This window comes from Arenimonas sp. GDDSR-1, from assembly GCF_025980345.1.
Lineage (GTDB): Bacteria > Pseudomonadota > Gammaproteobacteria > Xanthomonadales > Xanthomonadaceae > Arenimonas.
The window spans coordinates 1-26,337 of record NZ_JAPDUI010000021.1 but is presented as its reverse complement, the minus strand read 5'-3'; the positions used below and the strand labels follow the sequence as shown (position 1 = coordinate 26,337).

At 61.2% G+C, this 26,337-nt stretch carries 23 protein-coding genes and 2 pseudogenes; 10 read left to right on the top strand and 15 right to left on the bottom strand.

What is annotated here, in order from left to right:
- On the top strand, positions 1 to 330 hold a 330-nt coding region (gene arsC, locus Q0W88_RS05360; protein ID WP_297800852.1), incomplete at its 5' end, for an arsenate reductase (glutaredoxin).
- Here arsC and Q0W88_RS05355 read toward each other — a convergent pair.
- Positions 324 to 973, bottom strand: a pseudogene (locus Q0W88_RS05355) (pirin family protein). The gene arsC and the pseudogene Q0W88_RS05355 sit on opposite strands and share 7 nt — an antisense overlap.
- A gap of 96 nt (positions 974 to 1,069) precedes the next feature.
- Between Q0W88_RS05355 and Q0W88_RS05350 the strand changes: the two are divergent.
- Genes Q0W88_RS05350 through Q0W88_RS05340 form a run of 3 tightly spaced genes read left to right on the top strand, consistent with a single transcriptional unit; the run spans position 1,070 to position 4,266 of the window.
- On the top strand, positions 1,070 to 1,945 hold the full coding sequence (locus Q0W88_RS05350; RefSeq protein ID WP_297800850.1) for a LysR family transcriptional regulator: 876 nt from the start codon (positions 1,070 to 1,072) through the stop codon (positions 1,943 to 1,945).
- 12 nt (positions 1,946 to 1,957) lie between these two features.
- Positions 1,958 to 3,052 carry a succinylglutamate desuccinylase/aspartoacylase family protein gene (locus Q0W88_RS05345; RefSeq protein ID WP_297800848.1) on the top strand — a complete coding sequence of 365 codons (1,095 nt, stop codon included), beginning with the start codon at positions 1,958 to 1,960 and terminating at the stop codon, positions 3,050 to 3,052.
- Positions 3,053 to 3,072: 20 nt separating this feature from the next.
- Positions 3,073 to 4,266, top strand: a complete 1,194-nt coding sequence (locus Q0W88_RS05340; RefSeq protein WP_297800846.1) for a nucleotide disphospho-sugar-binding domain-containing protein — start codon at positions 3,073 to 3,075, stop codon at positions 4,264 to 4,266.
- On the opposite strand, the gene Q0W88_RS05335 is transcribed toward Q0W88_RS05340, so the two are convergent.
- The gene (locus Q0W88_RS05335; protein WP_297800844.1) at positions 4,263 to 6,134 is read right to left on the bottom strand and encodes an ATP-binding cassette domain-containing protein; all 1,872 of its coding nucleotides are present in this window, start codon (positions 6,132 to 6,134) and stop codon (positions 4,263 to 4,265) included. The two genes, Q0W88_RS05340 and Q0W88_RS05335, sit on opposite strands and share 4 nt — an antisense overlap.
- A gap of 75 nt (positions 6,135 to 6,209) precedes the next feature.
- On the opposite strand from Q0W88_RS05335, the gene Q0W88_RS05330 reads away from it, so the two are divergent.
- Positions 6,210 to 7,739, top strand: a complete 1,530-nt coding sequence (locus Q0W88_RS05330) for a DUF4080 domain-containing protein (protein WP_297800842.1) — start codon at positions 6,210 to 6,212, stop codon at positions 7,737 to 7,739.
- A 44-nt stretch (positions 7,740 to 7,783) separates the two neighbouring features.
- Here Q0W88_RS05330 and Q0W88_RS05325 read toward each other — a convergent pair whose 3' ends face one another.
- The 13 genes from Q0W88_RS05325 to Q0W88_RS05265 form a co-directional block, all read right to left on the bottom strand.
- Positions 7,784 to 8,395, bottom strand: a complete 612-nt coding sequence (locus Q0W88_RS05325) for an OmpW family outer membrane protein (RefSeq protein WP_297800840.1) — start codon at positions 8,393 to 8,395, stop codon at positions 7,784 to 7,786.
- Positions 8,396 to 8,557: 162 nt separating this feature from the next.
- Positions 8,558 to 9,838 (bottom strand): amidohydrolase family protein, encoded by a 1,281-nt coding sequence (locus Q0W88_RS05320; protein ID WP_297800838.1) that lies wholly within the window; start codon positions 9,836 to 9,838, stop codon positions 8,558 to 8,560.
- A 55-nt stretch (positions 9,839 to 9,893) separates the two neighbouring features.
- On the bottom strand, positions 9,894 to 10,874 hold the full coding sequence (locus Q0W88_RS05315) for a GGDEF domain-containing protein (RefSeq protein ID WP_297800836.1): 981 nt from the start codon (positions 10,872 to 10,874) through the stop codon (positions 9,894 to 9,896).
- 30 nt (positions 10,875 to 10,904) lie between these two features.
- Positions 10,905 to 11,153 carry a GlsB/YeaQ/YmgE family stress response membrane protein gene (locus Q0W88_RS05310; protein WP_297800834.1) on the bottom strand — a complete coding sequence of 83 codons (249 nt, stop codon included), beginning with the start codon at positions 11,151 to 11,153 and terminating at the stop codon, positions 10,905 to 10,907.
- An 86-nt stretch (positions 11,154 to 11,239) separates the two neighbouring features.
- Complete coding sequence (locus Q0W88_RS05305; protein WP_297800832.1) at positions 11,240 to 11,842, bottom strand: 4'-phosphopantetheinyl transferase superfamily protein; 603 nt, start codon at positions 11,840 to 11,842, stop codon at positions 11,240 to 11,242.
- Between the two features lie 16 nt (positions 11,843 to 11,858).
- Positions 11,859 to 13,220, bottom strand: a complete 1,362-nt coding sequence (locus tag Q0W88_RS05300) for an NAD-dependent succinate-semialdehyde dehydrogenase (RefSeq protein ID WP_297800830.1) — start codon at positions 13,218 to 13,220, stop codon at positions 11,859 to 11,861.
- A gap of 8 nt (positions 13,221 to 13,228) precedes the next feature.
- A complete protein-coding gene (locus Q0W88_RS05295; RefSeq protein ID WP_297800828.1) occupies positions 13,229 to 14,074 on the bottom strand; it encodes an ABC transporter permease subunit in 846 nt (281 codons plus the stop codon).
- Entirely contained in the window at positions 14,071 to 14,988 is a 918-nt protein-coding gene (locus tag Q0W88_RS05290; protein ID WP_297800826.1) for an ABC transporter permease subunit, read from the bottom strand. The genes Q0W88_RS05295 and Q0W88_RS05290 overlap by 4 nt, the downstream gene beginning before the upstream one ends.
- On the bottom strand, positions 14,985 to 16,130 hold the full coding sequence (gene potA / locus Q0W88_RS05285; protein WP_297800824.1) for a polyamine ABC transporter ATP-binding protein: 1,146 nt from the start codon (positions 16,128 to 16,130) through the stop codon (positions 14,985 to 14,987). Before potA ends, Q0W88_RS05290 begins: the two co-directional genes overlap by 4 nt.
- Before the next feature lie 60 nt (positions 16,131 to 16,190).
- Positions 16,191 to 17,315: a polyamine ABC transporter substrate-binding protein gene (locus Q0W88_RS05280; protein WP_297800822.1), complete on the bottom strand. Its 1,125-nt coding sequence runs from the start codon at positions 17,313 to 17,315 to the stop codon at positions 16,191 to 16,193.
- Between the two features lie 64 nt (positions 17,316 to 17,379).
- Positions 17,380 to 18,738: an aspartate aminotransferase family protein gene (locus tag Q0W88_RS05275; protein ID WP_297800820.1), complete on the bottom strand. Its 1,359-nt coding sequence runs from the start codon at positions 18,736 to 18,738 to the stop codon at positions 17,380 to 17,382.
- A 14-nt stretch (positions 18,739 to 18,752) separates the two neighbouring features.
- Positions 18,753 to 20,258, bottom strand: coding sequence for a glutamine synthetase family protein (locus Q0W88_RS05270; protein ID WP_297800818.1), 1,506 nt, complete (start codon positions 20,256 to 20,258; stop codon positions 18,753 to 18,755).
- Between the two features lie 4 nt (positions 20,259 to 20,262).
- Positions 20,263 to 21,012 carry a gamma-glutamyl-gamma-aminobutyrate hydrolase family protein gene (locus tag Q0W88_RS05265; RefSeq protein ID WP_297800815.1) on the bottom strand — a complete coding sequence of 250 codons (750 nt, stop codon included), beginning with the start codon at positions 21,010 to 21,012 and terminating at the stop codon, positions 20,263 to 20,265.
- Positions 21,013 to 21,259: 247 nt separating this feature from the next.
- On the opposite strand from Q0W88_RS05265, the gene Q0W88_RS05260 reads away from it, so the two are divergent.
- From Q0W88_RS05260 to Q0W88_RS05240, 5 genes and pseudogenes are all read left to right on the top strand, one after another.
- On the top strand, positions 21,260 to 22,636 hold the full coding sequence (locus Q0W88_RS05260; protein ID WP_297800813.1) for a glutamine synthetase family protein: 1,377 nt from the start codon (positions 21,260 to 21,262) through the stop codon (positions 22,634 to 22,636).
- Between the two features lie 14 nt (positions 22,637 to 22,650).
- Entirely contained in the window at positions 22,651 to 23,928 is a 1,278-nt protein-coding gene (locus Q0W88_RS05255) for an FAD-binding oxidoreductase (RefSeq protein ID WP_297800811.1), read from the top strand.
- Positions 23,929 to 24,030: 102 nt separating this feature from the next.
- Positions 24,031 to 24,936, top strand: a complete 906-nt coding sequence (locus tag Q0W88_RS05250; RefSeq protein WP_297800810.1) for a ScpA family protein — start codon at positions 24,031 to 24,033, stop codon at positions 24,934 to 24,936.
- A 7-nt stretch (positions 24,937 to 24,943) separates the two neighbouring features.
- Positions 24,944 to 25,492: pseudogene (scpB, locus tag Q0W88_RS05245) on the top strand (SMC-Scp complex subunit ScpB); the annotation flags it as partial.
- Between the two features lie 173 nt (positions 25,493 to 25,665).
- A partial coding sequence (locus Q0W88_RS05240) for a pseudouridine synthase (RefSeq protein ID WP_297800808.1) occupies positions 25,666 to 26,337 on the top strand: 672 nt, incomplete at its 3' end.

Sequence of the window (26,337 nt, the reverse complement as noted above, 5' to 3'; positions counted from 1 at the left end):
GCCTGCAGCAAATCCCGCGAGACCCTGGCGCTGATCCGCGCCGCCGGCATCGAGCCGACGGTCATCGATTACCTGCAGAACCCGCTGTCGCGGCACGATCTGGAAGCCCTGCGGACAGCGCTGGGACTTCCGGCCGCCTGTCTGCTGCGCACGGGCGATGCCCGCTATGCCGAGCTCGGACTGGACGCTCCCGACTGCACCGATGAACAACGCATGCAGGCTCTGCTGGCGGAACCTTCCCTGTTCAACCGGCCGGTGGCGGTCAGCGCACGCGGCGCGCGCCTCTGCCGGCCGCCGGAAACGGTACTGGACATCCTGCCGGATCAGTAAGCCGGCAGTTCGTTCGGACGCAGATCCCAGACCAGCACTTCGGCGTTTTCGCCCTTGCTGAAATGCAGCGCCGTTTCCCGACGTACACGGGCGCCATCACCGGCCATCAAGCGCACGCCATTGACCTCGATCGCGCCGCGCGCGACATGCACATAGGCATAGCGGTTCTCTGCCAGGGCCAGATCGAAACTTTCCTCGCCGTCGAACAGTCCGGCATACCGCGTTTTTCGGAAGCGTCGAAGTTCACCTGCTGGTAGCGCGGCGCGACGCCGCGCCGGTCGGGCACGATCCAGATCTGCAGGAGATGCACCAGTTCGGCCTTGGAGGGATTGAACTCGCTGTGCTGGATGCCGCTGCCGGCACTCATCATCTGCACATCGCCCGGGCGGATGATGGATCCGGTGCCCATCGAATCCTTGTGCTCCAGGGCGCCGGACAGGATGTAGGTGAAGATTTCCATGTCCCGGTGCGGATGGGTACCGAAACCCATGCCGGGCTGGACCACGTCGTCATTGATCACCAGCAGGTCGGAGAATCCCTGCTGCTTCGGATCACGGTAATGACCGAATGAAAAGCTGTGCCAGGTGTCCAGCCAGCCGAAGTTGAAATGACCGCGTTCGCCGGCCTTGCGGATTTCAATCATGGAATACTCCAATACAGGGACATTGCCGCATCTTCCATTAAAGCCGCAATCTGATAAAGTGGGATTCATCCAAATGATTGTTCCATCATTGCAACAATGCTCAATAACCTGAACGACATCGCCCTGTTCGTGGCCGTGGTCAAGGCCAAAAGCTTCCGCAAGGCCGCGGATGTTCTGGACATGCCGACCTCCACGCTGTCGCGCCGGGTCAGCCATCTGGAAAAAAGCATCGGCATCCGTCTGCTGCACCGGACCACCCGCCAGATCGAACTGACCGAACTGGGGCGGACCTATTTCGAACGCTGCCAGGGCATCATCGCCCAGGCCCAGAGCGCGCACGAGGAACTGAGCCATGCCGCGGAATCGCCGACCGGGCTGCTGCGGCTGTCCATGGTGGAGGAATTCGCCGCCGATTACATCATCCCCTACCTGCCCGAATTCCGCCGGATGCACCCGGGCATCCGTTTCGAATTCGACATCAACCCGCGCCGCGCCAACCTGATTTCCGATTCGGTCGATATCGCCTTCCGCATGGGTCAGATCACCGATTCCGGACTGATTGCGCGCAGGCTGGCGGTGTTCAAGGTCGGCCTGTACGCCTCGCCGGGCTACCTGAAAAAAGCACCGAAACTGAAATCGCCGGCCGATCTTGCGGCACACAGCTGCCTGCAGCTGGCCGCGCTGGATTTCCCGCTGGTCAAAGGTAGCCAGCGCACGGTCCACAAAATCAAAAGTCCGGCCTACGCCTCCAACAGCATGAGCCTGCTGAAAAGCATTGCCCTGCGCGATGCCGGCATCGCCATGATTTCGGTGCCGATGGCGCAGGAGGCGGTGCAGCGCGGCGAACTGGTGCGGGTATTGCCGGACTGGTGTCCACCGGAAGTGCCGGTCTATGCCTTGACCGAAACACGCCTGTTGCCGGCGAAAACACGGACCTTCCTCGATTATCTTCAAGACAAACTCAAATCCTGATACGGACTCTTCATGAAACGACTGTGTGCATCCATTCTTCTCTGCTTCATGGCAAGCTGCGCCTGCGCCGCGACCGGGTACACCGGCGATACGGTCGACGGCGTCAAGGTCATCCGCACGCTGGATCTTGCCGATCTGGAAGGCGGGAAAATCCACCGCTTCTACCTTCAGGGGGCCAGCAACGGCGTGGGCCAGCATTGGCTGGTTCCCGTGCTCGTGGCCAAGGGCAGCAAACCGGGTAAACGGCTCGGACTGCAGGCCGGCGTCCACGGCGATGAATTGAACGGTACACGCCTGATCCACCGCGTGTTCGAAACCCTGGATCCGGCGGCATTGAGCGGCAGCGTCATCGCCGTCATCGGCGCCAACAGCACCGGTCTGCTCGCCAACAGCCGCTATTTCCAGCTGCAGCATGACAGCGGCGGCGGCGTCGATTTCAACCGCATCTGGCCGGGCAAAGCCGATGGCAATGCCGCCGAACAGCAGGTGCACCGGATTTTCAACGGCATCTGGGCGGGCAATGCCGATGCCGTCATCGATCTGCACACGCAGAGCACCGGCACCGCCTACCCGCTTTACATCTACGCCGATTACCGCGTCGCCGGGGTCAAGGCACTGGCCGAGATGATTCCGGCCGACATCATCAAGATCGATCCGGGCGAGCCCGGCGCCGCCGAACAGGCCTTCAACGATGCCGGCATGGTCTCGATCACGCTGGAAATCGGCGCCGCGAAGGTCTACCAGCCGGAACTGATCGCCCGGGCCCTGGTCGGCATCGACAATGTCCTGAAAAACTACGGCATGCTGCCCGGAAAACCCGGCCGTGATGCCAAGGCCCAGCACAGCTTCATCGGAAATCAGACCCAAAGCATCCGTGCCGGCGGCGGTGGATTCACCGAAGTGCTGGTGGCCTTGAACCAGGATGTGAAAGCCGGGCAGCTTCTGGCCGTGCAGCGCAACGGCTTCGGCGACATCACCGCGCGCTACAGCGCGCCCTTCGATGCGCGCGTGGCATCCATCGGCACCGATCCGCTGCGCGAACCCGGCAGTCTGCTGGTCCGGCTGATCCGCATCAACACCGACGCTGCCTGCAGCGACGGCTGCTGAATCCGGAGGCGGCAAGGCACATGGCGAACATCCTGATTACCTGGGAAATCGGCGAAGGCTCAGGCCACATCGCGCCCTATCTGAACCTGATCAAGGAACTGGAGTCCCGCGGGCACGGGATCACCTTCGCCTGCAAGTATGTCTCGCGCGCCTTCCGTCTGTTCGAAGGCACCAATGTACGCTATCTGCAAAGTCCGTATGTCTCTTCGCCGGCATCCGAACAGGTCACGCCGATCGACAGTTTCGCCAAAATCCTCAACAACTCGGGCTACAGCAACGTTTCCCAGCTGGCCGGAATGATCCGCGCCTGGCAAAACCTGTTCGATCTGGTCAATCCCGATCTGATCATTGCCGATTACAGTCCGACCGCCGTACTGGCCTCGCGCGAATCCGGCATCCCGCGTCTGCAGATCGGCACCGGCTTCTATCAGATGCCGACCCAAGGCCGCGTGCCCAGCCTGGCCGAACTGCAGGGCATCCCCCAGGATGATCCGAGCATCTTCGGCTTCCAGAATAAAATCCTGTCCCACATCAACAGTGCACTCGAGCTCAACGGCATGCAGCGGATCGCCCTGTTCAACGAATCGCAGATTGCCGAGCGCAAACTGTTCACCACCTTCAAAGAGCTCGATCACTATCCGGACCGTGAGCCGGCCGAATACATCGGACCGATGCGCATCGTGCAGGGTGCCGCGCCGGAATGGCCGGATGGCGACGGCCCGAAAGCCTTCGGCTACCTCAAGCCGTTTCCGACCCTGCCGCAGCTGCTGATGCAGCTGAACCAGAAGAAGATCCGCACGCTCATCTATCCGGACGGCATTCCGGAAAAAATGATGAAGGAACACGCCTCGGCGACCCTGCGGTTCGTCGACAAGCCGCTGGACATGCGCTTGATCGGGGAAAGCGCCGATTTCGCCATCCACAACGGCAACCACGGTACCACCTGCGAGCTGATGCTGGCCGGCGTTCCGTCGCTGGTTCTGCCCTTGCATGCCGAACAGTCGATCATGGGCCGGCACCTGCAGCTGATGTCGGCCGGACTGAGTTATGTCGAGAAAACCGCGGATCAGTTCCACCAGGGCCTGACGGCCTTGTCGCGGGATTCGAAGTACCGCATGGCGGCCCAGGCATTCGCCGCAAAATACCGCGATTTCGACCGCGATCAAGCCACCCGCACCGCACTCGCGGCAGTGGAGGCCCTGCTGGCATCCTAGCCGTCGAGTTCGGCCCAGCGGGCGTAGGCGGCGTCGAGTTCGGCCTGCGCAATTTCCAGATCACGGGTGTGGGCGGTGATGCGGTCGGCGGGCTGGGTGTAAAAATCGGCTTGCTGCATGCGTTCGGTCAAGGTACCGACCCGGCTTTCCAGCTGCTCGATCTTCTGCGGCAACCCTTCCAGCTCGCGTGCATCCTTGTAACTCAGCTTCTTTTTCGCCGGTTCCGATGCGGTGCTGGGCTTGCCTTCGCTGGCCGGCTTGACGGCGACCGCCGGTTTGGATGCGGGCCGACGGCTCTGGCGCAGGGCGTCGCTGTAGCCGCCGACGTATTCCTCGATGCGGCCATCGCCCGAGAACATCAAACAGGAGGTGGCGACTGCATCGATGAAATCGCGGTCATGACTGACCAACAGCAGCGTACCGGTGTAATCATCCAGAAGTTCCTCGAGCAATTCCAGGGTTTCCACATCCAGATCATTGGTCGGTTCGTCCATCACCAGCACATTCGAGGGCTGCGCGAACAATTTGGCCAACAAAAGGCGGTTGCGCTCGCCGCCGGAAAGGCGGGTGATCGGGGCGCGTGAGCGCTCGGGACTGAACAGGAAATCCTGCAGGTAACCCAGCACATGCTTGCGCGAGCCATTGATGTCGATGAACTCGCGGCCTTCGGAGACATTGTCGAGGGCGTTCCAGTCTTCGCGCAGGGTATTGCGGTATTGGTCGAAATAGGCGACCTGCAATCGCGTGCCCTGCTCCACTGTGCCTTGCTCCGGGCTCAGCTGGCCGAGCAGCAGTTTGATCAGGGTCGACTTGCCGGCGCCGTTCGGTCCGATCAGGGCGATGCGGTCGCCGCGCAGGACGCGCGTGCTGAAATCGCGCACCAGCGGCTTGCCATCGTAGCCGAAGGACATGTCTTTGACATCGAACACGCGCTTTCCGGAATTTTCCGCCTGCGCGGCCTGCATCTTGACGTTGCCGGTGGCTTCACGGCGTTGCGCGCGCTCGCGGCGCATGGCTTCCAGCCGGCGCACACGGCCTTCGTCACGGGTCCGGCGGGCCTTGATGCCCTGTCGGATCCAGACCTCTTCCTGGGCCAGTAGTTTGTCGAAACGGGCGCTGTTCTGCGCTTCATCGTTCTGGCGTTCGGCCAGACGGCGCTGGTAATTGCCCCAGTCGCCCGGCCAGGAGGTGACCGCGCCGCGGTCGATTTCGACGATGCGGGTGGCCAGATTCTTCAAAAAACGCCGGTCATGGGTGATGAACAGCAGACAGCCTTCCCACTGCAGCAGGGTTTTTTCCAGCCAATCGATGGCCTCGATATCAAGATGGTTGGTCGGTTCATCGAGCAGCAGGACATCCGGCTGCGCCACCAGTGCGCGGGCCAGCAATACCCGCCGCTTCATGCCGCCGGACAGCGCGGCGAAGTCCAGTTCGGGATCCAAGGCCATGCGCTCCAGCGCGGTGCTGACCTGTTGTTCCAGATTCCAACCGCCGGCCGCTTCGATGCGGCCCTGCACTTCGGCCAGCGCATCGCCGTCGAATTCGGCAGCATGGCTGAGATGGTGGTAAAGCGCCAGATCATCGCCCAAGGCGCCGAGTCCGGTGGCGACCACGTCGAAAATCGTTCCGTGCAGGCCGTCGGGAACCTCCTGCTCGAGCCGGGCGATCTTCAGACCTTCTTCGCGCACAATGCCGCCGTCATCGGCCTGCAGCTCGCCCGCGATGAGTTTCAGCAGCGTGGATTTTCCGGCGCCGTTGCGGCCGATCAGGGCGATACGTTCGCCCTTGTCCAGGTTCAGACAGACCTTTTCCAGCAATAATGGGCCGCCAATGCTGAAATCGAGGTTATTGAGACTGAGCAAAGGCATGGCCGGACACCGTGAGAAGACCGGCTATTGTAGGGGTTGCGTGCGGTGATAGCCAGCATCGGCGATAATGGCGGCATGTCCGAGATCCTGCTCGCCACCCTGAACGCCCGCTACAGTCACGCCTCGCTGGGCCTGCGCTACCTGCGGGCGAACCTCGGCGCCCTGCGCGAACGCTCGGCCATCCGCGAATTCGTCATCGGCCAGAAAACCGAAGAGATCGCCGAGGCGCTGCTGGCCGAAAAGCCGTCGATTCTGGGCCTTGGCGTCTATATCTGGAACTGCGAAGAAAGCCTCAAGCTGGTCTTGATGCTCAAAGCCGTACGTCCGGACCTGGTCATCGTGCTTGGTGGCCCGGAGGTCAGCTACGAATCCGGCGAGCAGGCCATCTGTGCCGCCGCCGACTACACCATCACCGGCTGGGGCGACATCAGCTTCGCACAGCTCTGTGCACAGATTCTGGCCGGCCAGGCGCCGGAAGCGAAGATCATTCCCGGCATCCAGGCCAAACTCGACGACATCGTCCCGCCCTACGCCGAATACACCGAGGAAGACATCCGCCAGCGCCACCTGTATGTCGAAGCCTCGCGCGGCTGTCCGTTCAAATGCGAATTCTGCCTGTCCGCACTCGATAAAACCGCCTGGCCGTTCGCCCTGGAACGCTTCCTGGCCGATCTGGAGATGCTCTGGCAGAAAGGCGCGCGTCAGTTCAAATTCGTCGACCGCACCTTCAATCTCAAAATCGAAACCTCGCTGCGGATCATGGACTTCTTCCTCGGCAAAATCACCGAGAACCCGGCCGACCCGCCGTTCGCCCACTTCGAACTGATTCCCGATCACCTGCCCGAGAAGTTGAAAGACGCCATCCGGAAATTTCCGGCCGGCACCCTGCAGTTCGAAATCGGCATCCAGACTTTCAATGTCGAAGTGCAAACCCGTATTTCGCGCAAACAGAAGAATGACCTGGCGCGCGATAATATTTTGTGGCTGGCCGAACACAGCGGCGCGCATCTGCATGTCGACCTGATCGCCGGCCTTCCCGGGGAAACCGTGCAGAGCTTCGGCGAGGGCTTCAACAAACTGGTGGCGCTCAAACCCCATGAAATCCAGTTCGGCATCCTCAAGCGCCTGCGCGGCGCGCCGATTGCCCGTCATACGGCGGATTTCGCCCTGCGTTTCAATCCGGCGCCGCCCTACAACATCCTGTCCACCGATTGCATCGATTTCGCGGAAATGCAGCGGCTGTCGCGGTTTTCGCGCTATTGGGACATTCTGGCCAATTCCGGCCGTTATACCCGCACCTTGCCGGTGATTCTCGGCGATTCGGCTTTCGACGGTTTTTTCCGTCTGAGCGAATGGCTGTACGCGAAAACCCGGCAAACCCACGCCATCGCGCATGAACGCATGGTGCATCTGCTGTTCGACTACCTGCTGGAATGCGGGCAGACCGAAGCCGAGGCTGCGGCCGTTTTGATCGCCGATTACCGGAGCACCGGTGGCCGAAGCCGGCTGCGTTTCGAGTCGGCCGATGCCGAGTTGCCGTTGCCGAAACCGGCCAAGGCGAAGAACCATACCCCCGACCGTCAGGCCCGGCATCTGCAGGCATGAAAAAAGCCGGGCAAGCCCGGCTTTTTTCCGTCAACAGCGTCTGATCAGAAGCGTTTGCCGACCATGATCGAATAGACCATCGGATCGACACTGGCTGAACCCACTTTGGTACCGTTGACCGAGACATCGGCGCTGATGTCGATGTAACGGGCATCAACCACGACATCCCAGTCCTTGGAAGCGGCGAAGCGCAGGCCCAGCTGACCGGCAAATCCGAAGCTGTTGCCGATGGAGAGATCGGTGCCGGAAATCGGGCCGCCGGTCTTGGAATCTTCACTGAAGGTCCAGGTGTAGTTCAGGCCGGCACCGACGAACGGCGACACTTTGCCATCAGCATTGAAGTAGTACTGCAGGCTGACGGTCGGCGGCAGGTGCTTGAACGAGCCGGCTTTGGCGCCATTCAGGGACACATCATGGCTGAACGGCGTGGCGGCCAGCACTTCGATGGCCACGCTCGGGCTGAGGTGGTAGCCGACCGTCAGGCCGAGCTGGGTGTTGCTGTTGATGCTGGTATCCAGGGTACCGCCGGCCAGCGAGCCGTTGTCGGAGTCCGGATTGACATTGGTCAGGCCGCCACGCACGAACCAGTCGGCGGCGGAGGCGGATTGGGCGGCAAGGCCGGCCAACAACAGAACTGCAAGTGTGGATTTTTTCATGACAAACTCCTTGGGTGGATTGGATGAAGCCATTATCACGTGTTAAGAAATCGTGATATTGACTCAAATCAAACCAAACTCCGCCACGCACTGAAAAAGCCCGCATATGCGAGCTTTTTCAGTGCGTTACATCGGATTTAGAGCCGACAGGAATCGATGCTGTTACGGTTTTTTGACGACTTCCCCGCCCTTCATGACGAAATCGACCCGTTCAAGCAAGCGCACATCCTGCACCGGATTGCCTTTGACCGCGACGATGTCGGCATAGCGCCCGGCTTCGATGACGCCGACGTCTTTGCGGCCGAGCGCTTCGGCGGCATTGGCCGTGGCGGCTTGAATGGCCTGCGCCGGAGTCATGCCGTACTGCACCATCCAACGGAACTGCTTGCCGTTGTCGCCATGCGGATACACGCCGGCATCGGTGCCGTACACCATCCGGACCCCGGCTTTATGCGCTTTCCGGAACCCCTCGCGCTGGAGATCGGCGACTTCACGGTCCTTGCGCAGATTGTCTTCGAGGACGCCGTTCTTCTTGCCTTCCGACTGCGTGTACTCGGTATTGTAGATGTCCATTGACAGCCAGGTGCCGTATTTCTTCGCCAGCGTGATGCCCTCATCATCGATCAAACTGGCGTGTTCAATGGTGTCGATTCCGGCGCGGATTGCATCCTTGATGCCGGAAGCACCGTGCGCATGCGCGGCCACCTTCAATCCGTACATATGGGCGTCGTCGGCAACGGCTTTCATATCCTGAAAACTCATCTGTTGCTGGCCGGGCTCGGTATTGCGTGAAAATACCCCGCCGGTGGCGCAGATCTTGATGACCTGGGCACCGTATTTGCGGATTTCGCGCACCGAATGCCGTGCCTGCTCGGGCGAGTCGGCATTGTAGGCGTTCCTCTGCTCCATCGAAGGCGGGAAGAACGTGGAATCGCAATGACCGCCGGTCGCACCGAAAGCATAGCCGGCCGGCACGATGCGCGGACCGGTGACTTTGCCCTGATCGATGGCCTGCATCAGGCCGACATCGTTCCAGGCATCGGCACCGACGTTGCGGATGGTGGTGAATCCGGCCTGCAGCGTCTTGGCGGCGTTGGGAACCGCAATGACGGACCAGAAACGGTCGCCGAACTGCAGGGAATTGTAGCCGCCGTAGGTCGGATCGGAGTCGATGTGGGTATGCATGTCGATCAGGCCCGGCACCAGGGTCATGCCTTTGAGGTCGATAACCTGCGCACCCGCCGGTTGCACGCCACCGGACTGCACGGACACGATGCGATCGCCACGGACCAGCACCACGGGGTTGGACAGCAGCGTTCCGGTCCGGCTGTCGAACAGGCGGTCGGCAATGATTACCGTATCCCGGTCAGCTGTGTCGGCAAGTGCGGTCTGGGGAAAGGTGAATGCCGCGATGATAACCGCGGCCACAGCATGGATTTTCATCATTGTCCTTGAAATGGCGGGCAGACGCTGATTATGGCAGTTAAGCCGGGCCGGCTCAATCGGCAAGATGCACGCGGTTGCGGCCGGATTGCTTCGCGGCATACAGCGCGGTATCGGCGCGGGCCACCCATTGCATGCAGCTTTCACCGGCCATGATCCCGGCAACCCCGGCGGAGACGGTGACCCTGCCGTGCTTTCCGGTCAACGCCGATTCGGCCTGACTGCGTATTTTTTCGGCCAAGTGCCGTGCTTCTTCGGGCCCCAGGCCTTTGGCGAGCACCAGGAATTCCTCGCCGCCGTAACGGAAAAAGCGGTCGACCTGGCGGGTATGGCCGCGCACCATGTCGGCGAAGCCGGCCAGCACATCGTCACCGGCTTCATGGCCGTGGCGGTCATTGACGTTCTTGAAATCATCGAGATCCATCAGGATGATCGCCATCGGCATCCGGCTGCGGGTGAATTCTTCGATGGCCAGATGCATCTCCTCCTCCATGCGCCGGCGGTTCAGGGCGCCGGTGAGCGGATCGATGCTGGCCTGCCGCTTGAGTATCAGCTGCTGCTGGGAAAGCCGATCGGCGATGATGTAACTGAACAGGGTGAGCAGGCCGCTGGTGGCCAGAAATGACAGCTGCTGCGCGGTGTTTTCAAAACTGTGGCCCAGAAACGCGATGACCAGCAGCATGAGAATGTTGGCCCCGGTCGCATAGCGCAGATTGGTGGTGATGAAACAGTTGACCACGATTGCCAGATACATCCAGAACGCACCGGTGACGCCGAGCAGTTCCGAGCTGGCGATGGCGCCCGCGGCATGCACCAGCACCATGAAGCGGCCTGCGCGTTCGGCATTGCGTGCCGAACGCCAGGCATACAACAGTGTGCCGGCCATCGCCAGGGTGATGCATGCATCAAGCAGGCCGACTTCGACATTGCCATTCCGGAAGCGGTACACCGAGAACGCCGCGATGATGACGGAAGACATGCCACCGACCAGCATCAGGATGCTGAGTTGCAGATCGGCCAGCAGTTTTTTCCACATTCGGACGGCTCCCGAAACGGCGGATGACGCTTATTTCTTCTTGATCATGCCCACGATGAACAGCAGCACCACGGCACCGATCACGGCGGCGATGAAACCGGCCGCCTCGCCGTCAGCGTACCAGCCCATGGTCTTGCCGACGAACGATGCCGCATAGGCGCCGACGATGCCCAGAATGCTGGTCATCACGATGCCCAGGGAATCATTGCCGGGCTTGAGCGCACGCGCGACCAGACCGACCACGAAACCGATGACGATGGTCCAAATCAGACTTCCCATTTCTTATCTCCCTCTCCGGATAGTTGTGTTGCCGATCATGGACCGGCAAGGCTATCTAAGCAAAATACGGGGAACCGCGCAAGCGCTCAGACCCGCAGGGCCAGACTGATAAAGCCCTCGGCAAGCACCAGCGTATGCACTTCGAACCGGTAGTCGGTACCATCGATGGTCAGACCGCTCTCAAGCCTTGTCGGATCGGTCATGCGGTAATGGCGGAAATAGGCCGGTTGCGGTGCCGGACAGGCTTTGTACACGGCTTCATTCACGGTCCAGAAGCGTTGCAGTGCCGATGCCTGCTCCGGCTCAGGCAGAGCGCGCCACCAGTCGAGGGTTTCGTCCGCGAGAATCCGCTCCGCCATCATGAACGGCGGCGTGCGCCGCAGCTGCAGGTCGATGCCGATGCCCCGCCCATCCCGGAGCGCGACCGCCACGGCATGGCCGTGGCTATGGCTGAGCGAACAGTAATCGCTCGGCCATTGCACGGCGGAGGTATCCTCGCCGTGCCCGATGCCGGCAAGCACCGATTTCAAGGCTGCACGCCCGATGAGATACTCGGCGCGGCGCTTTTCCGAGGACATGCCGGCATACTGGCTTGATTCGCCGGCACTCAGCTCCGGTGGCGGACAGCTCAAATCCCGCAGCGCAAGCAATATCGGCGCGGTACAGACCGCGCCGAAAGCGTTGTGCAAGGATGATTCCTTCAACTCAGTCGACATAGACCGTTTTGATGTTCATGAATTCGTGGATGCCGTGTTCGGCCAGTTCACGGCCGAAGCCGGAGGTCTTGGTGCCGCCGAATGGCAGTCTTACGTCGGAGCGTACGAGCGAATTGACGAAAACCGCACCGGCCTGGATGCGCCGTGCAAGTGCTTCGCCCCGGGCCTTGTCACGCGTCCACACGCTGGCACCCAGACCGAAAGCCGTATCATTGGCGATCCGGACGGCATCGTCTTCATCGGTGGCGCGGATGATGCTGGCCACAGGGCCGAACAGTTCTTCCGAATAGGCGACCATGCCGGGCTTGACCGCATCGAGAATGGTGGCCGGATAGTCGCAGGGACCATTTCCTTTGCTGCCGCCGAGGATGACTTTGGCGCCGGCGGCGACGCTGGCATCGACCTGCTGCTGCAGGAAATCGCGCGCATCCGGACGCACCATCGGCGCCAGTGTGGTGGCATCATCGTTGGGATCACCGGATTTCAGGGCTGCTGCCGCCGCCGTAAAGCGCGATACGAACTCCGCGGCGATTCCCGGCGTCAGGATGAAACGCTTGGCGGCAATACAGGTCTGCCCGCCATTGCCGAAACGCGAGGCGACCGCAACCGGGATAGCCTTGTCGAGATCCGCGTCATCGAGCACCACGAACGGATCGCTTCCGCCGAGTTCCATCACGCATTTTTTCAGGTTGGCACCGGCATTGCCGGCGACCGACTTGCCGGCCCGCTCGCTGCCGGTCAGGGTAATGGCATGCACGCGCGGATCGGCGATGACCGCGGCGGCATCCTGGTTATCGATATGCAGGACGTCGAAGACGCCCTCGGGAATGCCGGCCAGCCGGATCATTTCGGCAATGACATCGGCGCAGCGCGGCACGTTGGTGGCGTGCTTGAGCAGGGCGACATTGCCGGCCATCAGGCCGGGCGCAAGGAAGCGGAACACCTGCCAGATCGGGAAATTCCACGGCATCACCGCAAAGACGCAGCCGATCGGTTCATAGGCCACGAAACTACGGGTCGCTTCGGTAGCGATGACTTTGTCCTGCATGTAGATTTCAGCCTGCGCGGCATAGTATTCGCAGGCTCCGGCCGATTTTTCGACTTCCGCCAGCGCTTCGCGGCGCAGCTTGCCCATCTCCGCGGTCATGATGCCGGCGATGCGCCCGCGGTGTTCCCGCAGAAGTTCGGCGGTGCGCCGCAGAAAGCCTGCACGCTCGGCGAACGAAAGCGCCGACCAGACCGGAAATGCGCGGGCCGATGCCGCCAGCCGCTTCTCGACCTGGGCGGCGTCGAAATAGTCATAACGGTATTCGACGGCACCGGTCCAGGGATTGATGGTTTCAACGGTCATGGCATCACTCAACTCTGCTGCAGGGCCAGCTGCATGTCGCGCTGGCGGCGTTTCTCGCCCCGGCGCATCGACCACCAGGCAATCAGCGCGGCGGCGGACACGATCAGGATCATCAGCGAAGCCAGCGCGTTGATCTTCGGACTGACGCCCATGCGTACCGAGGAGAAGATCTTCATCGGCAGCGTGGTCGATGACGGGCCGGAGGTGAAGCTGGAAATCACCAGATCATCGAGCGACAGCGTGAATGCCATCAGCCAGCCCGACAGCAGCGCCGGCGCGATGATCGGCAGGGTGATCACGAAGAACACCTTCAGGCGGTTGGCGCCGAGGTCCATCGCCGCCTCTTCCAGAGAACGGTCGAGCTCACCGAGCCGCGAGGAGATGATTACGGTCACGAAGGCCATGGTGAAGGTGACGTGCGCGATCCACATGGTGGCCACGCTGCGCTGCTGGAACACCCCGAACCAGTCGCCGAGTGAAACGAACAGCAGCAGCAGCGAAAGGCCGGTAATCACTTCCGGCATGACCAGCGGCGCTGTGATCAATGCGCTGAACAGGGTCTTGCCCCGGAAGCTGCGGAAGCGCGTCATCACCATGGCGGCCATGGTGCCCAGCACCACGGCGGCACAGGCGGTGAAGAACGCCAGCTGCAGGCTGATCTTGGCGGCATCGATCATCTGCTGGTCGCGGAACAGCTCGAAATACCATTTGGTGGAGAATCCGGCCCAGACCGTGACCAGCTTGGATTCGTTGAATGAATAAACGATCAGGCTGAGCATCGGGAGGTAGAGGAAAAGGAAGCCGAGGCTCAGCATGGTGATGCTGAAACGGGACAGGCGTGCGTGCTGGCTCATGCGAGTTTGGCCTCCATTTCCTTGGCTTGTGCGCGGTGAAAGACCATGATCGGGATGATCAGCAGCAACAGCATGACGATCGACACCGCCGAAGCCACCGGCCAGTCGCGGTTGTTGAAGAATTCCTGCCAGAGGATGCGGCCGATCATCAGGGTATCCGGGCCGCCCAGCATTTCGGGAATCACGAATTCGCCGACCACCGGAATCATGACCAGCATGGACCCGGCGATGATGCCCGCCTTCGACAGCGGCAGCGTGACTTTCAGGAACGCCTTCCACGGCCGGGCGCCGAGGTCGCTGGCCGCTTCCAGCAGACGGATGTCGAGCTTGACCAGATTGGCGTACAGCGGCAGCACCATGAACGGCAGATAGGCATACACGATGCCGATGTACACCGCGACCGGCGTATGCATGATGGCCAGAGGCTGGTCGATCAGACCGGTCCACAGCAGGAAGTTGTTGAGCAGGCCGTTGTTCTTCAGGATGCCGATCCAGGCGTAGATGCGGATCAGGAACGAGGTCCAGGACGGCAGCACCACAAGCATCAACGCGATGTTGCGGGTGGCCGGATCCATGCGGGCGATGGCATATGCCATCGGATAGCCGACCAGCAGGCACAGGAAGGTCGAAATCACCGCGATCTTGATCGAGCTCAGATAGGCACTGACGTACAGTGAATCATTGATCAGATACAGGTAGTTCTTCAGGTGCACGTCCAGACTGGGATGGCCGTCGTTCCAGACCATCAGCGGCGTGTAAGGCGGCATCGCGATGGCGGCCTGCGAGAACGAAATCTTGAAGGCGATGGCCAGCGGAACCGCGAAGAACAACAGAAGCCAGATGTAAGGCACCGCAATCACCAGCCAGCGGGACCCGGGCAACCGCTTCCTCAAATTGCGCAGGGCCCGGCTCATGAGGTCAGCACCACGCCGGAGTTGTCATCCCAACTCAGCCAGACCACGTCGTTCCAGGTGAAGCTTTCCGAGGCCCAGCGCTTCATGTTGACGAAATTGCACAGCACTTTGGTCCCCCCTGCCAGGCGGACGTGGTAAACCGAATGCGAGCCGAAATAGGCGATTTCCTCGATCACGCCGCGGACCTTGTTGTACTTCTGTGCCGGCTCGTCCTTGTCGATGTGGACTTTTTCGGGACGGATGGCGAACGACACGCTCATGCCGTCATAGCCTGTGATGCCGTGTCCGACATAAATCGGCACTTCCATCTGCGGCGACAGGATGGTGACGTGATCGGTCTCGTCCTCGCCGATCCGGCCTTCGAACAGATTGACCGAACCGATGAATTCGGCGGTGAAGCGCGAATTCGGCTGTTCGTAGATTTCATCGGGCGTGCCGACCTGACGGATGCGGCCGGCGTCCATGACCGCCACGCGGTGCGCCATGGTCATCGCTTCTTCCTGGTCATGGGTCACCATGATGCAGGTCACGTTCAGGCGTTCGACGATGTTGACCAGTTCGATCTGCATCTGCGAACGCAGCTTCTTGTCCAGCGCCGCCATCGGTTCGTCGAGCAGCAGTAGCTTGGGGCTGGTCGCCACGGCGCGCGCCAGCGCCACGCGCTGCTGCTGGCCGCCGGAAAGCTGGTGCGGTTTGCGCTTGGCGAATTTGCTCATCTGCACCAGCGCCAGCATCTCTTCGACGCGGCGGGCGACTTCGTCCTTGGGCATTTTCTTCTGGTTCGGGCCGAACGCGACGTTCTGCTCGACGGTCATGTGCGGAAACAGCGCGTAGGACTGGAACATCATGTTCACCGCCTGGTCGTAAGGCGGAATATTGTTCATCGACTGCCCGTCGAGGATGATCTCGCCGGCGGTCGGTTTTTCGAAGCCGGCCAGCATGCGCAGCAGCGTCGACTTGCCGCAGCCGGACGCTCCGAGAAGCGCGAAGATCTCGCCTTTGCGGATGCTGAGACTGACGTCGTCGACGGCAACGAAGCCGTCGAATTCCTTACGGATGCCTTCAATGCGGACGTAGTTGTCGGCCTTGGCCTTTTCAGGCTTGCCGTTTCCGGCAGGCACGGTCTGGGTGGCTTGATTCATGGTGTTTCCATTCCCGTAAAAAGAAGGGCAAGCCGATCGGCTTGCCCTGGTTGCTTCTTATTATTGACCGGTCTTGAGGCCGGTCCAGATGCGGTTGAACAGGCGGTCGACGTCGGCCGGCAGCACGGCCAGACTGAACAGGCCCTTGCTGGCTTCCGGTGTCGGATAGACGCCGGTGTTGGCTTTCAGCTCCGGCGAGATCTTGTCGAAAGCCGCTTTGTTGGCGCTGGCGTAGGACACGTAGTTGGAGATTTCAGCCGCCACTTCCGGACGCAGGATGTAGTTGATGAAGATGTGGGCATTGTTCGGATGCTTGGCATCTTTCGGAATCGCCATCATGTCGAACCACATCGGCGCGCCTTCTTTCGGAATCACGTAAGCGATTTCAACGCCGTTCTTGGCTTCCGCGGCACGGGCCTGGGCCTGGAAGATATCGCCGGACCAGCCGACCGCGACGCAGGCGTCACCGTTGGCCAGGGCATTGATGTATTCCGAGGAGTGGAACTGGGTAATCGACGGACGCAGCAGCTTCAGGCGCTCTTCGGCCTTGGCGATGACAGCCGGATCGAAGCTGTTGGGCTCTTCACCGAGGTAGTTCAGCACCGGCGGAATGATTTCGGACGGGGTGTCGAGGAAATACACGCCGCATTCCTTCAGCTTGGCGAGGTTTTCCGGTTCGAACACCATGGCCCAGCTGTCGGTCGGCGCGGCATCGCCGAACACTTCCTTGATCTTGGCGACGTTGTAGCCGATGCCGGTGGTGCCCCACAGGTAATTGACCGAATGCGCGTTGTCCGGGTCGAGTTTGGCGATGTTGGCCTGGATGGCGGGATCCATGTTGGCCAGATTCGGGATCTTGGACTTGTCCAGCGGCATGAATACACCGGCCTGGATCTGACGGGCCAGGAAGGTCAGCGAGGGAACCACCACGTCATAGCCGGTGTTGCCGGTAACGAGCTTGGTTTCCAGAACCTCATTGCTGTCGAATACGTCGTAGGTCACCTTGATGCCGGTTTCCTTTTCGAAGTTGGCCAAGGTATCCGGCGCGATGTAATCGGACCAGTTGTAGACGTTCAGGACTTTCTCTTCTTCGGCCGCGGCGGCCGGAGCGGCGTCGCCGTCCTTCTTGCCGCAGGAAGCCAGTAACAGCGCGGTAACCGCAATGCCCAGCAGTTTCAGTTTCATGGTTCAACTCTCTCTATGAAGTTTAATGTCACCATCCCGCCGTTTCCGGCAGGCCCCTCCCCGTTCAGGCCAAAGCCTGTGCGGTTTCATTCAACGACTTCCAGGTTTTCTCGAACAGCTCGTCGATTTCGCTGCGGCTGATGACCAGGGGTGGCGACAGCAGCATGGAATCGTACGTGGCCCGGAGGATGAGTCCGTTGTTCAAGGCAATATTACGGCATAATCCGCCCACCTTGCCACGGTCGGCGAAAAACTTGCGTTCGGCCTTGTTCGGAACCAGTTCCAAGGCCCCGACCATGCCGGCGATGCGGACCTCGCCGACCAGCGGATGCTCCCCGAGTGCCTGCCAGCGCTCGGCCAGATACGGGCCGGTGTCGTTTTTGCAGGTCTCCACGATCTTCTCGTCCTGCAGGATGCGGATGTTCTCCAGCGCCACCGCGGCGCAGACCGGGTGACCGGAATAGGTGTAACCGTGCGCCAGCTCGCCGCCCTGCTGACGCAGCACCGAAGCGACACGCTCGTTGAACAGCACCGCGCCCATCGGGATGTAGCCCGAGGTCAGGCCTTTGGCAGTGGTCATGATGTCCGGGGTAAAGCCGAAATACTGGGCACCGAACCACTCGCCGGTGCGGCCGTAACCGCAGATCACTTCGTCGGCGCACAGCAGGATGTCGTATTTGCGGCAGATGCGTTCGATTTCCGGCCAGTAGCTCATCGGCGGAATATAGACGCCGATGGCACCCATGATCGGTTCGCCGATGAAGGCGGCCACGCGCTCCGGGCCGAGCTCGAGGATTTTCTCTTCCAGCCGGCGCGCCGCGACCAGGCCGTATTCTTCTTCCGAATAATCGCCGCCGTCGGCGAAGAAGAACGGCGGTTCGATGTGGTGGATGTCCGGAATCGGCAGACCGCCCTGGGCATGCATGCCCTTCATGCCGCCGAGACTGGCGCCGGCCATGGTCGAGCCGTGATAACCGTTGTGTCGGCCGATGACGATGTTCTTGTTCGGCTGGTCCTGCACCGCCCAGAAATGCCGGACCATGCGCAGCACGGTGTCGTTGCCTTCCGAGCCGGAGTTGGAATAGAACACGTGGTTGAGGTCGGCCGGCGAAATTTCCGCCAGCTTGGCGGCCAGATGGATGGCCGGCTCGGTGGTGCACTGGAAGAACGTGTTGTAGTAGGCCAGTTCGTCCATCTGGCGGGCGGCCACCTGACCCATGGATTTGCGGCCGTAACCGATGTTGACGCACCACAGGCCGGCGAAGGCATCAAGCAGCTTGTTGCCTTCCTTGTCCCAGACGTAACAGCCCTCGCCGCGGGTCAGGATGCGGGTGCCTTTCTTGGCCAATTCGGCATTGTCGTTGAACGGATGGATGTGGTGCGCGGCATCGAGCTGCTGCAGGCGTTGATAGGCTTGGGGCATGATGGGAAATCCGGTTAGACGTTGAGCAGCAGGAACTCGCGTTCCCAGGAGCTGATGACGCGGAAGAAGGTCTCGTATTCCTTGCGCTTGATGCAGACATAGGCGCGGCAGAAACGCTTGCCGAGGATTTCGGACAGCGCCTCGGACCGCTCCAGATATTCGAGCGAGTCCTGCATCGACTTGGGCAATTCGAAGCCGGTGGTATGGGTGTAGCCGGTCGAGGGTTCGGTCGGCTGCAGCTTCTGTTCGATGCCGAGCAGCCCGCAGGCCAGCGTGGCGGCGATGGCCAGATACGGATTGACGTCGGAGCCGGCGAAGCGCGTTTCCACCCGCATGTTCTCCGGCGAATCGAACGGCACGCGCAGACCGCAGGTGCGGTTGTCATAGCCCCACTGCACGTTCTTCGGCGATACTTCGCCGTAGATCAGGCGGCGGTAGGAATTCACGTTCGGCGCGAAGAAGGCCATGGCCTCAGGAATGTAACGCTGCAGGCCGCCCAGATAGTTCATGAACAGTTCGCTGTGGCGGGCCCCGCCCTTGCCGATGAATACGTTCTTGCCGGTTTTGGCATCGACCAGACTCTGGTGGATGTGCATCGAACTGCCCGGCTCGTTTTCCATCGGCTTGGCCAGGAATGTCGCGTAGATGTTGTGGCGCATCGCGGCTTCACGCATGGTGCGCTTGAACAGGAACACCTGGTCGGCGCGCGACAGCGGATCGGCATGGATGAAGTTGATCTCCAGCTGGGCCGCTCCGGATTCATGGATCAGCGTGTCGACGTCGAGCTCCATGGCTTCGCAGTAGTCGTACATCAGATCGAGAATGGGATCGAATTCGTTGACGGCGTCGATCGAGTAGCTCTGCCGAGCCGTTTCCGGGCGTCCGCTGCGGCCGGCCGGCGGCTGCAGGGGGAAATCCGGATCAGTGTTCTTCTGCACCAGGAAGAACTCCAGCTCCGGGGCGATGATCGGCTTCAGACCGAGCGCGTCATAGCGCTCGATGACCCGGCGCAGCACGTTGCGCGGGGCCAGATCGTGCGGCTTGCCTTCCTTGGTGAAGCAGTCATGGATGATCTGCACGGTCGGATCGGAGGCCCAGGGCACGGTTCGCACGGTGTTTGGATCGGGCCGCAGGTACATGTCGGAATCCGACGGACTGACGATCTGGTCGTATTCATCGATGTATTCGCCGGTGACCGTGGTGGCGAAGATGCCTTCCGGCAGACGGGTGCCGAAGTCATGGGAGAACTTGGCGGCCGGGATGATCTTGCCGCGGGCGTTACCGGTCATGTCCGGCACCAGGCATTCAACCTCGGTGATGCGGTTTTCCCGCAACCAGCGCTTGAGATGGCTTTCTTCGCGTTCGCTGGCCGCGCTCTGCTTGATCGGCGAGGCGACCACTTTGTCTTCCTTGGCCGGCAGGATGCGGCGTTCGGATTTTTTGACCGCTTTTTTACCGGCCTTGGCCGGACTTTTCGCCGCTTTCGAGGACTTCGGGGCTTTCGTGACTTTCTTGTTCATGGTTTCACCGGTGTCGGCGTTCGGCGCGTGCTTTGCAGGCGGCGCCGAAGGCCTTGAATATTTCGAGGGAGAACGGATTTTCCGTGACTTTCCATTCCGGGTGCCATTGCACCGCCAACAGGAAGGTATCTTCGGAATCGAGACGGATGGCCTCGATCAGTCCGTCAGGCGCCATGGCTTCGGCAATCAGGTTGTCGCCCAATTTATTCACGCCTTGGCCATGCAGGGAGTTCACCGTGACGCGGGTCGCGCCGGCCCATCGCGCCAACCAGCCGTCAGGCGCCAGATCAAGCGCATGCGCCGGGGCGTACTGCACATCCAGTGGCTGGCTGAGGTCTTCCTTGTGATTCATCATGCCGGGCACTTCATGCACTTTCTGGTGCAGCGTGCCGCCCATCGCCACGTTCACCTCCTGGAACCCGCGGCAGACCGCAAGCACCGGAACTCGCTTGGCAATCGCTTTCGGAATCAGATTGAGCGTGGTCAGATCACGGCTCGGATCATGCAGGTTGCCTTCATAACTGGGCTCGTCGGAATAATGGTGGGGTTCGATATTGCTGGGCGAGCCGGGCAGGAACAATCCATCCAACTGATCCAGCAGCGCGTCCAGATCCAAGCCCGGAGCCACGGAAGGAATCAGGAGCGGCTGCGCGCCGGAACCGTCCAGTATGGCGCGGATGTATTTCTCACCCACGGCCTGGAACGGATGCGGGCCGATCATTCTGCTGTCTGCGGGGATTCCGACGAAAATCATGCACAAAGGCTGCGTAGCTTGGTAGAGCCTTTACCCTAACCCGACTGTAAAATTTTATCAACAGAAATTTTCTATCTTCCGAAGGGGCCTATAGCCCCGTAACAACGGCCATAGCGCCCCATTTGTCCGCCATGAAACGTTTGTTTGAGTTTCCGGATCCGTGCATATCCCAGGCAGAAACGGCACTTATGATGAATATTTTTTACACCCTGCAAAATCTCTGCTAGTATCAGCGCAACCATTCCGGATGCCTGCAATGACCGATTCCACCCTCCATCCCGCCGACGCCAAGGTTCTGGCCGCCCACGACAATGCCGAACTCATCGACCTGATTCTGCCGGACATGAACGGCCTGCTGCGCGGCAAACGCATCACCCGCGACGCTCTGGAAAAAGTGTTCCAGAACGGGGTCTGCCTGCCCATGTCGCTGATCGGCACCGATGTGACCGGCAATACCGTGGAAGAAACCGGCCTGGGCTATGACATCGGCGATGAGGACCGCATCTGCCGCCCGATTCCGGGCACCCTGCGCCCGATTCCCTGGCAGCAGCGCCCGATGCTGCAGTGCCTGCTGAGCATGGAAGGCTTCCATGGCGGCATGTTTTCGGCCAATCCGCGCGAAGTGCTGAAGAATGTGGTGCAGAAATTCACCGACCGCGGCCTGACCCCGGTCGTGGCGGTGGAACTCGAGTTTTACCTGCTCGACAAGCAACTGACCCCGGACGGACGGCCGCAGACCTCGATCAACCCCTCCACCGGCGAACGCAACAAGACCACCCAGGTCTATTACATGGGCGATCTGAACGATTACCAGGGCTTCACCGATGCTGTAGCCGATGCCTGCACCGCCCAGAACATCCCGGCCGACACCGCCGTGGCCGAATACGCGCCGGGCCAGTTCGAAATCAACCTGAAGCACCGTGACGACGCCGTGGCCGCCTGCGACGACGCCACCCTGCTCAAGCGCGCCATCAAATCGATTGCCGAACAGCAGAATCTGCTGGCCAGCTTCATGGCCAAGCCGTTCGTGGACCAGGCCGGTTCCGGCACGCATATCCATGTGTCCCTGCTCGATAAAAACGGCAAGAACATCTTTGCCAGCACCCAGGACAACCCGGCGGCGGAACTCAAGCACGCCATTGCCGGCCTGCAGTCGGTGTCCAAGGATTGCATGCTGATGTTCGCGCCGCACGCCAACAGCTACCGCCGTTTCGTGCTGAACGCTTTCGTGCCGCTGAACGACTGCTGGGGCTTCAACAACCGCACCGTGGCCATGCGCATTCCGCATTCCGATGAAAAGAACGTGCGCATCGAACACCGCATTGCCGGCGCCGATGCCAACCCGTATCTGGTCACCGCCGCGGTGCTGGCCGGCATTCTGCACGGTCTGGACGCCAAGGGCGATCCGGGTCCGGCGATCAAGGGCAACGCCTACGAACAGACCGAACAGCGCCAGCTGTTCTGGCGCGACACCATCAACGATTTCATGGCCAGCAGCTTCATCAAGGACATGTTCGGCGCGGAATTCCAGCACGTGTTCGGCCAGCAGAAACTCAAGGAAATGCGCAGCTTCTACACCGAAGTCACCACGCTCGAATACGACTGGTACCTGCGCTCGGTCTAAGCCGGGTTTCGCGCATGTCCGGCAGCCACGTCCGCTCCTGGTACGCCGCCTCGGTGCCGGATTTTCCGGCGCAGCCGGCGCTTGAAGGTGTGCTGCAGGCCGATGTCTGCATCCTCGGTGCCGGCATCACCGGTCTTTCCACCGCCATTGAACTGGCTGAAGCCGGTCTGTCGGTCGTGGTACTGGAGGCGCAACGCGTCGGCTGGGGCGCATCGGGGCGCAGCGGCGGCCAGGCCATTTTCGGCTTCGGCTGCGATCAAAGCAAAATTACCCAAGCGGTCGGTCTGGCCGATTCCAGACGCCTGTTCGATTGGTCGCTGGAAGGTCTCGATCTGATCAAACAGCGCTGCGCCAAGTACGGCATTGCCTGTGACTGGCGTGATATCCATGCGCATGTGCCGATCAAACCGCGACACATCACCGAACTGAAAAGCTGGCAGCACGATCTGGCGGAAAACTTCGATTACCCGCTGCAGTGGTGGGACCGTGAACAGCTTCAGGCGGTCATGCCCAACCAACGCTATCTCGGCGCCCTGGTCGATCCCAACAGCGGCCATCTGCATCCGCTCAAATACACTCAGGGCCTGGCCCGGGCCGCACTCGGTCTGGGTGTCCGTATTTTCGAACAGTCGAAAGTAACCCAGCTCGCGCGTGGCGAGCGGCCGGTGTTCAAAACCGTGCAAGGCGAGGTGCATTGCGATTTCGCGGTGTTGGCCGGCAACGCCTATGTGCATGGCATCGCGCCGGAACTGGACGACAAGATCATGCCGGTCGGCACCTATATCGGCGCTACGGAACCTTTGGGTGAAACCCGTGCCAAGGCCCTGATCGGCAACGACATGGCCGTGGCCGATGTGAACTGGGCGCTGGATTATTTCCGGCTCAGCAGCGACCACCGGCTGTTGTTCGGCGGCCGCGCCTCCTACTCCACCCTGCCGCCGCCCAATCTGTCCGGCACGCTCCGCCGGCGCATGACGCGGGTGTTTTCCGCGCTTGAAGGCGTCAAAATGGACTACGTCTGGGGCGGCTATGTGGATATTTCGCTGAACCGCGCCCCGCATTGGGGCCGCTTGGGCCGCAATGTGTATTTCGCCCAGGGCTTTTCCGGGCATGGCATCGCCGCCACCGGGCTGGCCGGCCGGATCATGGCCGAAGCCATCCGCGGCCAGGCCGGACGCCTGGAGGTGTTCAGCCGGATTCCGCACCGGAACTTCCCCGGCGGACGCGCCCTGCGCACGCCCCTGTTGGTGGCCGCCATGGCCTGGTTCAAATTGCGTGACGCCTTGTTTTGATTGATAATAGCGGCATCCTCCCGGTCTCGGCTTTACAAGCCCCGGCTTTCGGCTTAACCTGAATTCACCTTCGACGCGCTCGCGTCGTGCATACGACCTTCCATGACCCAGACGCCCGCGCCAGAGGCCGTAGAGCCCGTTCCCGCTCATACGCCGCAACAACAGGAAATGCCGCTGGCGTTGGTGAAAGGCCAGCCGGTGCTGCAGATGCCGCAGGATCTGTACATTCCGCCGGACGCGCTGGAAGTGATCCTGGAAAGCTTTGAAGGCCCGCTCGATCTGCTGCTGTACCTGATCCGCCGCCAGAACCTCGACATCCTCGACATTCCGGTCGCCGAAATTACCAAGCAATACGTGTCCTACATCGGCGTGATGGAAGACCTGCGCTTCGAACTGGCCGCCGAATATCTGGTTATGGCCGCAATCCTGGCCGAAATCAAATCGCGTATGCTGCTGCCGCGCCCGCCTTCGGAAGACGGCAATGAAACCGATCCGCGCGCCGAACTGGTGCGCCGCCTGCAGGAATACGAACGCTTCAAGAAAGCCGCCGAAGATCTCGACACCCTGCCGCGGCTGGAACGCGACACCAGCATCGCCCACGCTTTCATGCCCGACCGCATCATCCACCGTGCCCCGCCGGATGTGGACCTGAAGGAAATGCTGCTGGCCCTGCGCGACGTGCTCAAACGCGCCGACCTGTTCAGCCGCCACGCCATCAAGCGCGAAGCGCTGAGCGTGCGCGAACGCATGTCGATCGTGCTGGACCGTCTGCGCGATGGCCAGTTCCACAGCTTCGAGAGCTTCTTCATTCCCGAAGAGGGCCGCATGGGCGTGGTGGTCAGCTTCCTGTCCATCTTGGAACTTGCCAAGGAACGCCTGCTGGAGATCGTGCAGGAAGGGCCGCTGGCCCCCATTTTCATCCGCGCCCGCGAGCTGACCGCCGAAGAAGCCGAAGCCACCGAGCGCGACAATGCCATGCAATCCGAATTCGATGAACCGTCAGCCTGATCCGAATATGAGCGAAAACGACCTGAACCTTGCCCCGATCCTGGAAGCCACCCTGCTGGCCTCCACCCTGCCGCTGAGCACCGCCCAGCTTTACGGCATTTTCGGGGATTCGCCGCCGAAACCCGGTGCCATCGAGCAAGCCTTAACCGAACTTAAAGCGGCCTGCGAGGGCCGGGGCGTGGAATTGGTCGAGGTCGCCTCGGGCTGGCGCTACCAGGTCAGAAGCGAGGTTCACCCTTATGTAGCAAGGCTTTGGACCGAACGCCAGAGCAAATATACCCGCGCCACGCTGGAGACTTTGGCCCTGATCGCCTACCGCCAGCCGATCACCCGTGGCGAGATCGAACAGATCCGGGGCGTCAGCGTCAGTGCAACTATGATAAAATCCTTGGAAGAACGGGAATGGATTCGCGTTCTCGGACACCGCGATGTGCCCGGACGCCCCGAGCTGTTCGGCACCACCAAGACCTTTCTGGATTATTTCGGCCTGAAGAGCCTCGATCAGCTGCCGCCCTTGGCGGAACTGAAGGAATATCCCGAGCTGGAACCGCAACTGTCCTTCGATATTTCCGAGCCCATTCCGGCTCAGGCTGCCGTAATCACGGAGCCGAGCGGAGAACTGCCGGACGAAACCGAGCCCACCGAGACCGAGCCGTCCACCGAATCCGTCGAGACGACGACTGACCCCTTGCAGCACTGAGGCGCCCTCCGCGCCGGAGACAACCCCGAATGAGCGAGAACACTCGCAAAGTCCTTTCATTGAAAGGCAAAGACGCTGAACCCAAGAACAAAGCTTCCGAACGACTGCACAAGGTACTGGCCCAGGCCGGTCTGGGCTCGCGTCGTCTGCTGGAAGAACGCATCGCGCAGGGCGCGGTCAAGGTCAACGGCGAAACCGCGCAGACCGGCCAATCGGTCGCCAGCGGCGACCGCATTGAAATCGACGGCAAGGTATTCGTCGCCTCGGCGCTGAGCGAACCGAGCTCGGTGCTGATCTACAACAAGCCCGAAGGCGAAGTCACCACCCGCGAAGATCCCGAAGGCCGCCCGACCATTTTCGATGCCCTGCCCCGTCTGAAAGGCGCGCGCTGGATCGCGGTCGGCCGCCTCGACATCAACACCACCGGCCTGCTGCTGCTGACCACCGATGGCGAGCTGGCCAATGCCCTGATGCATCCGTCCGGCAACATCGAACGCGAATACGTCTGCCGCATCCACGGCGAAGTGCCCGACAACGTGGTCGACCGCCTCGCCCGCGGCGTCGCGCTGGATGACGGTCCAGCCAAATTCGAAAAAATCGAACGCATCGGCTCCAGCGATTCACACGCCTGGTTCCAAGTGGTCATCACCGAAGGCCGCAACCGCGAAGTCCGCCGCCTGTGGGAATCGCAGGGTTATCAG

What these genes read in the sequence shown, in the direction of transcription:
- Q0W88_RS05350 (WP_297800850.1), top strand. Translation starts at nt 1,070, where the DNA reads ATGCTCAATAACCTGAACGACATCGCCCTGTTCGTGGCCGTGGTCAAG.
- Q0W88_RS05345 (WP_297800848.1), top strand. Translation starts at nt 1,958, where the DNA reads ATGAAACGACTGTGTGCATCCATTCTTCTCTGCTTCATGGCAAGCTGC.
- Q0W88_RS05340 (WP_297800846.1), top strand. Translation starts at nt 3,073, where the DNA reads ATGGCGAACATCCTGATTACCTGGGAAATCGGCGAAGGCTCAGGCCAC.
- Q0W88_RS05335 (WP_297800844.1), bottom strand. Translation starts at nt 6,134, where the DNA reads ATGCCTTTGCTCAGTCTCAATAACCTCGATTTCAGCATTGGCGGCCCA.
- Q0W88_RS05330 (WP_297800842.1), top strand. Translation starts at nt 6,210, where the DNA reads ATGTCCGAGATCCTGCTCGCCACCCTGAACGCCCGCTACAGTCACGCC.
- Q0W88_RS05325 (WP_297800840.1), bottom strand. Translation starts at nt 8,395, where the DNA reads ATGAAAAAATCCACACTTGCAGTTCTGTTGTTGGCCGGCCTTGCCGCC.
- Q0W88_RS05320 (WP_297800838.1), bottom strand. Translation starts at nt 9,838, where the DNA reads ATGAAAATCCATGCTGTGGCCGCGGTTATCATCGCGGCATTCACCTTT.
- Q0W88_RS05315 (WP_297800836.1), bottom strand. Translation starts at nt 10,874, where the DNA reads ATGTGGAAAAAACTGCTGGCCGATCTGCAACTCAGCATCCTGATGCTG.
- Q0W88_RS05310 (WP_297800834.1), bottom strand. Translation starts at nt 11,153, where the DNA reads ATGGGAAGTCTGATTTGGACCATCGTCATCGGTTTCGTGGTCGGTCTG.
- Q0W88_RS05300 (WP_297800830.1), bottom strand. Translation starts at nt 13,220, where the DNA reads ATGACCGTTGAAACCATCAATCCCTGGACCGGTGCCGTCGAATACCGT.
- Q0W88_RS05295 (WP_297800828.1), bottom strand. Translation starts at nt 14,074, where the DNA reads ATGAGCCAGCACGCACGCCTGTCCCGTTTCAGCATCACCATGCTGAGC.
- Q0W88_RS05290 (WP_297800826.1), bottom strand. Translation starts at nt 14,988, where the DNA reads ATGAGCCGGGCCCTGCGCAATTTGAGGAAGCGGTTGCCCGGGTCCCGC.
- potA (WP_297800824.1), bottom strand. Translation starts at nt 16,130, where the DNA reads ATGAATCAAGCCACCCAGACCGTGCCTGCCGGAAACGGCAAGCCTGAA.
- Q0W88_RS05280 (WP_297800822.1), bottom strand. Translation starts at nt 17,315, where the DNA reads ATGAAACTGAAACTGCTGGGCATTGCGGTTACCGCGCTGTTACTGGCT.
- Q0W88_RS05275 (WP_297800820.1), bottom strand. Translation starts at nt 18,738, where the DNA reads ATGCCCCAAGCCTATCAACGCCTGCAGCAGCTCGATGCCGCGCACCAC.
- Q0W88_RS05270 (WP_297800818.1), bottom strand. Translation starts at nt 20,258, where the DNA reads ATGAACAAGAAAGTCACGAAAGCCCCGAAGTCCTCGAAAGCGGCGAAA.
- Q0W88_RS05265 (WP_297800815.1), bottom strand. Translation starts at nt 21,012, where the DNA reads ATGATTTTCGTCGGAATCCCCGCAGACAGCAGAATGATCGGCCCGCAT.
- Q0W88_RS05260 (WP_297800813.1), top strand. Translation starts at nt 21,260, where the DNA reads ATGCCTGCAATGACCGATTCCACCCTCCATCCCGCCGACGCCAAGGTT.
- Q0W88_RS05255 (WP_297800811.1), top strand. Translation starts at nt 22,651, where the DNA reads ATGTCCGGCAGCCACGTCCGCTCCTGGTACGCCGCCTCGGTGCCGGAT.
- Q0W88_RS05250 (WP_297800810.1), top strand. Translation starts at nt 24,031, where the DNA reads ATGACCCAGACGCCCGCGCCAGAGGCCGTAGAGCCCGTTCCCGCTCAT.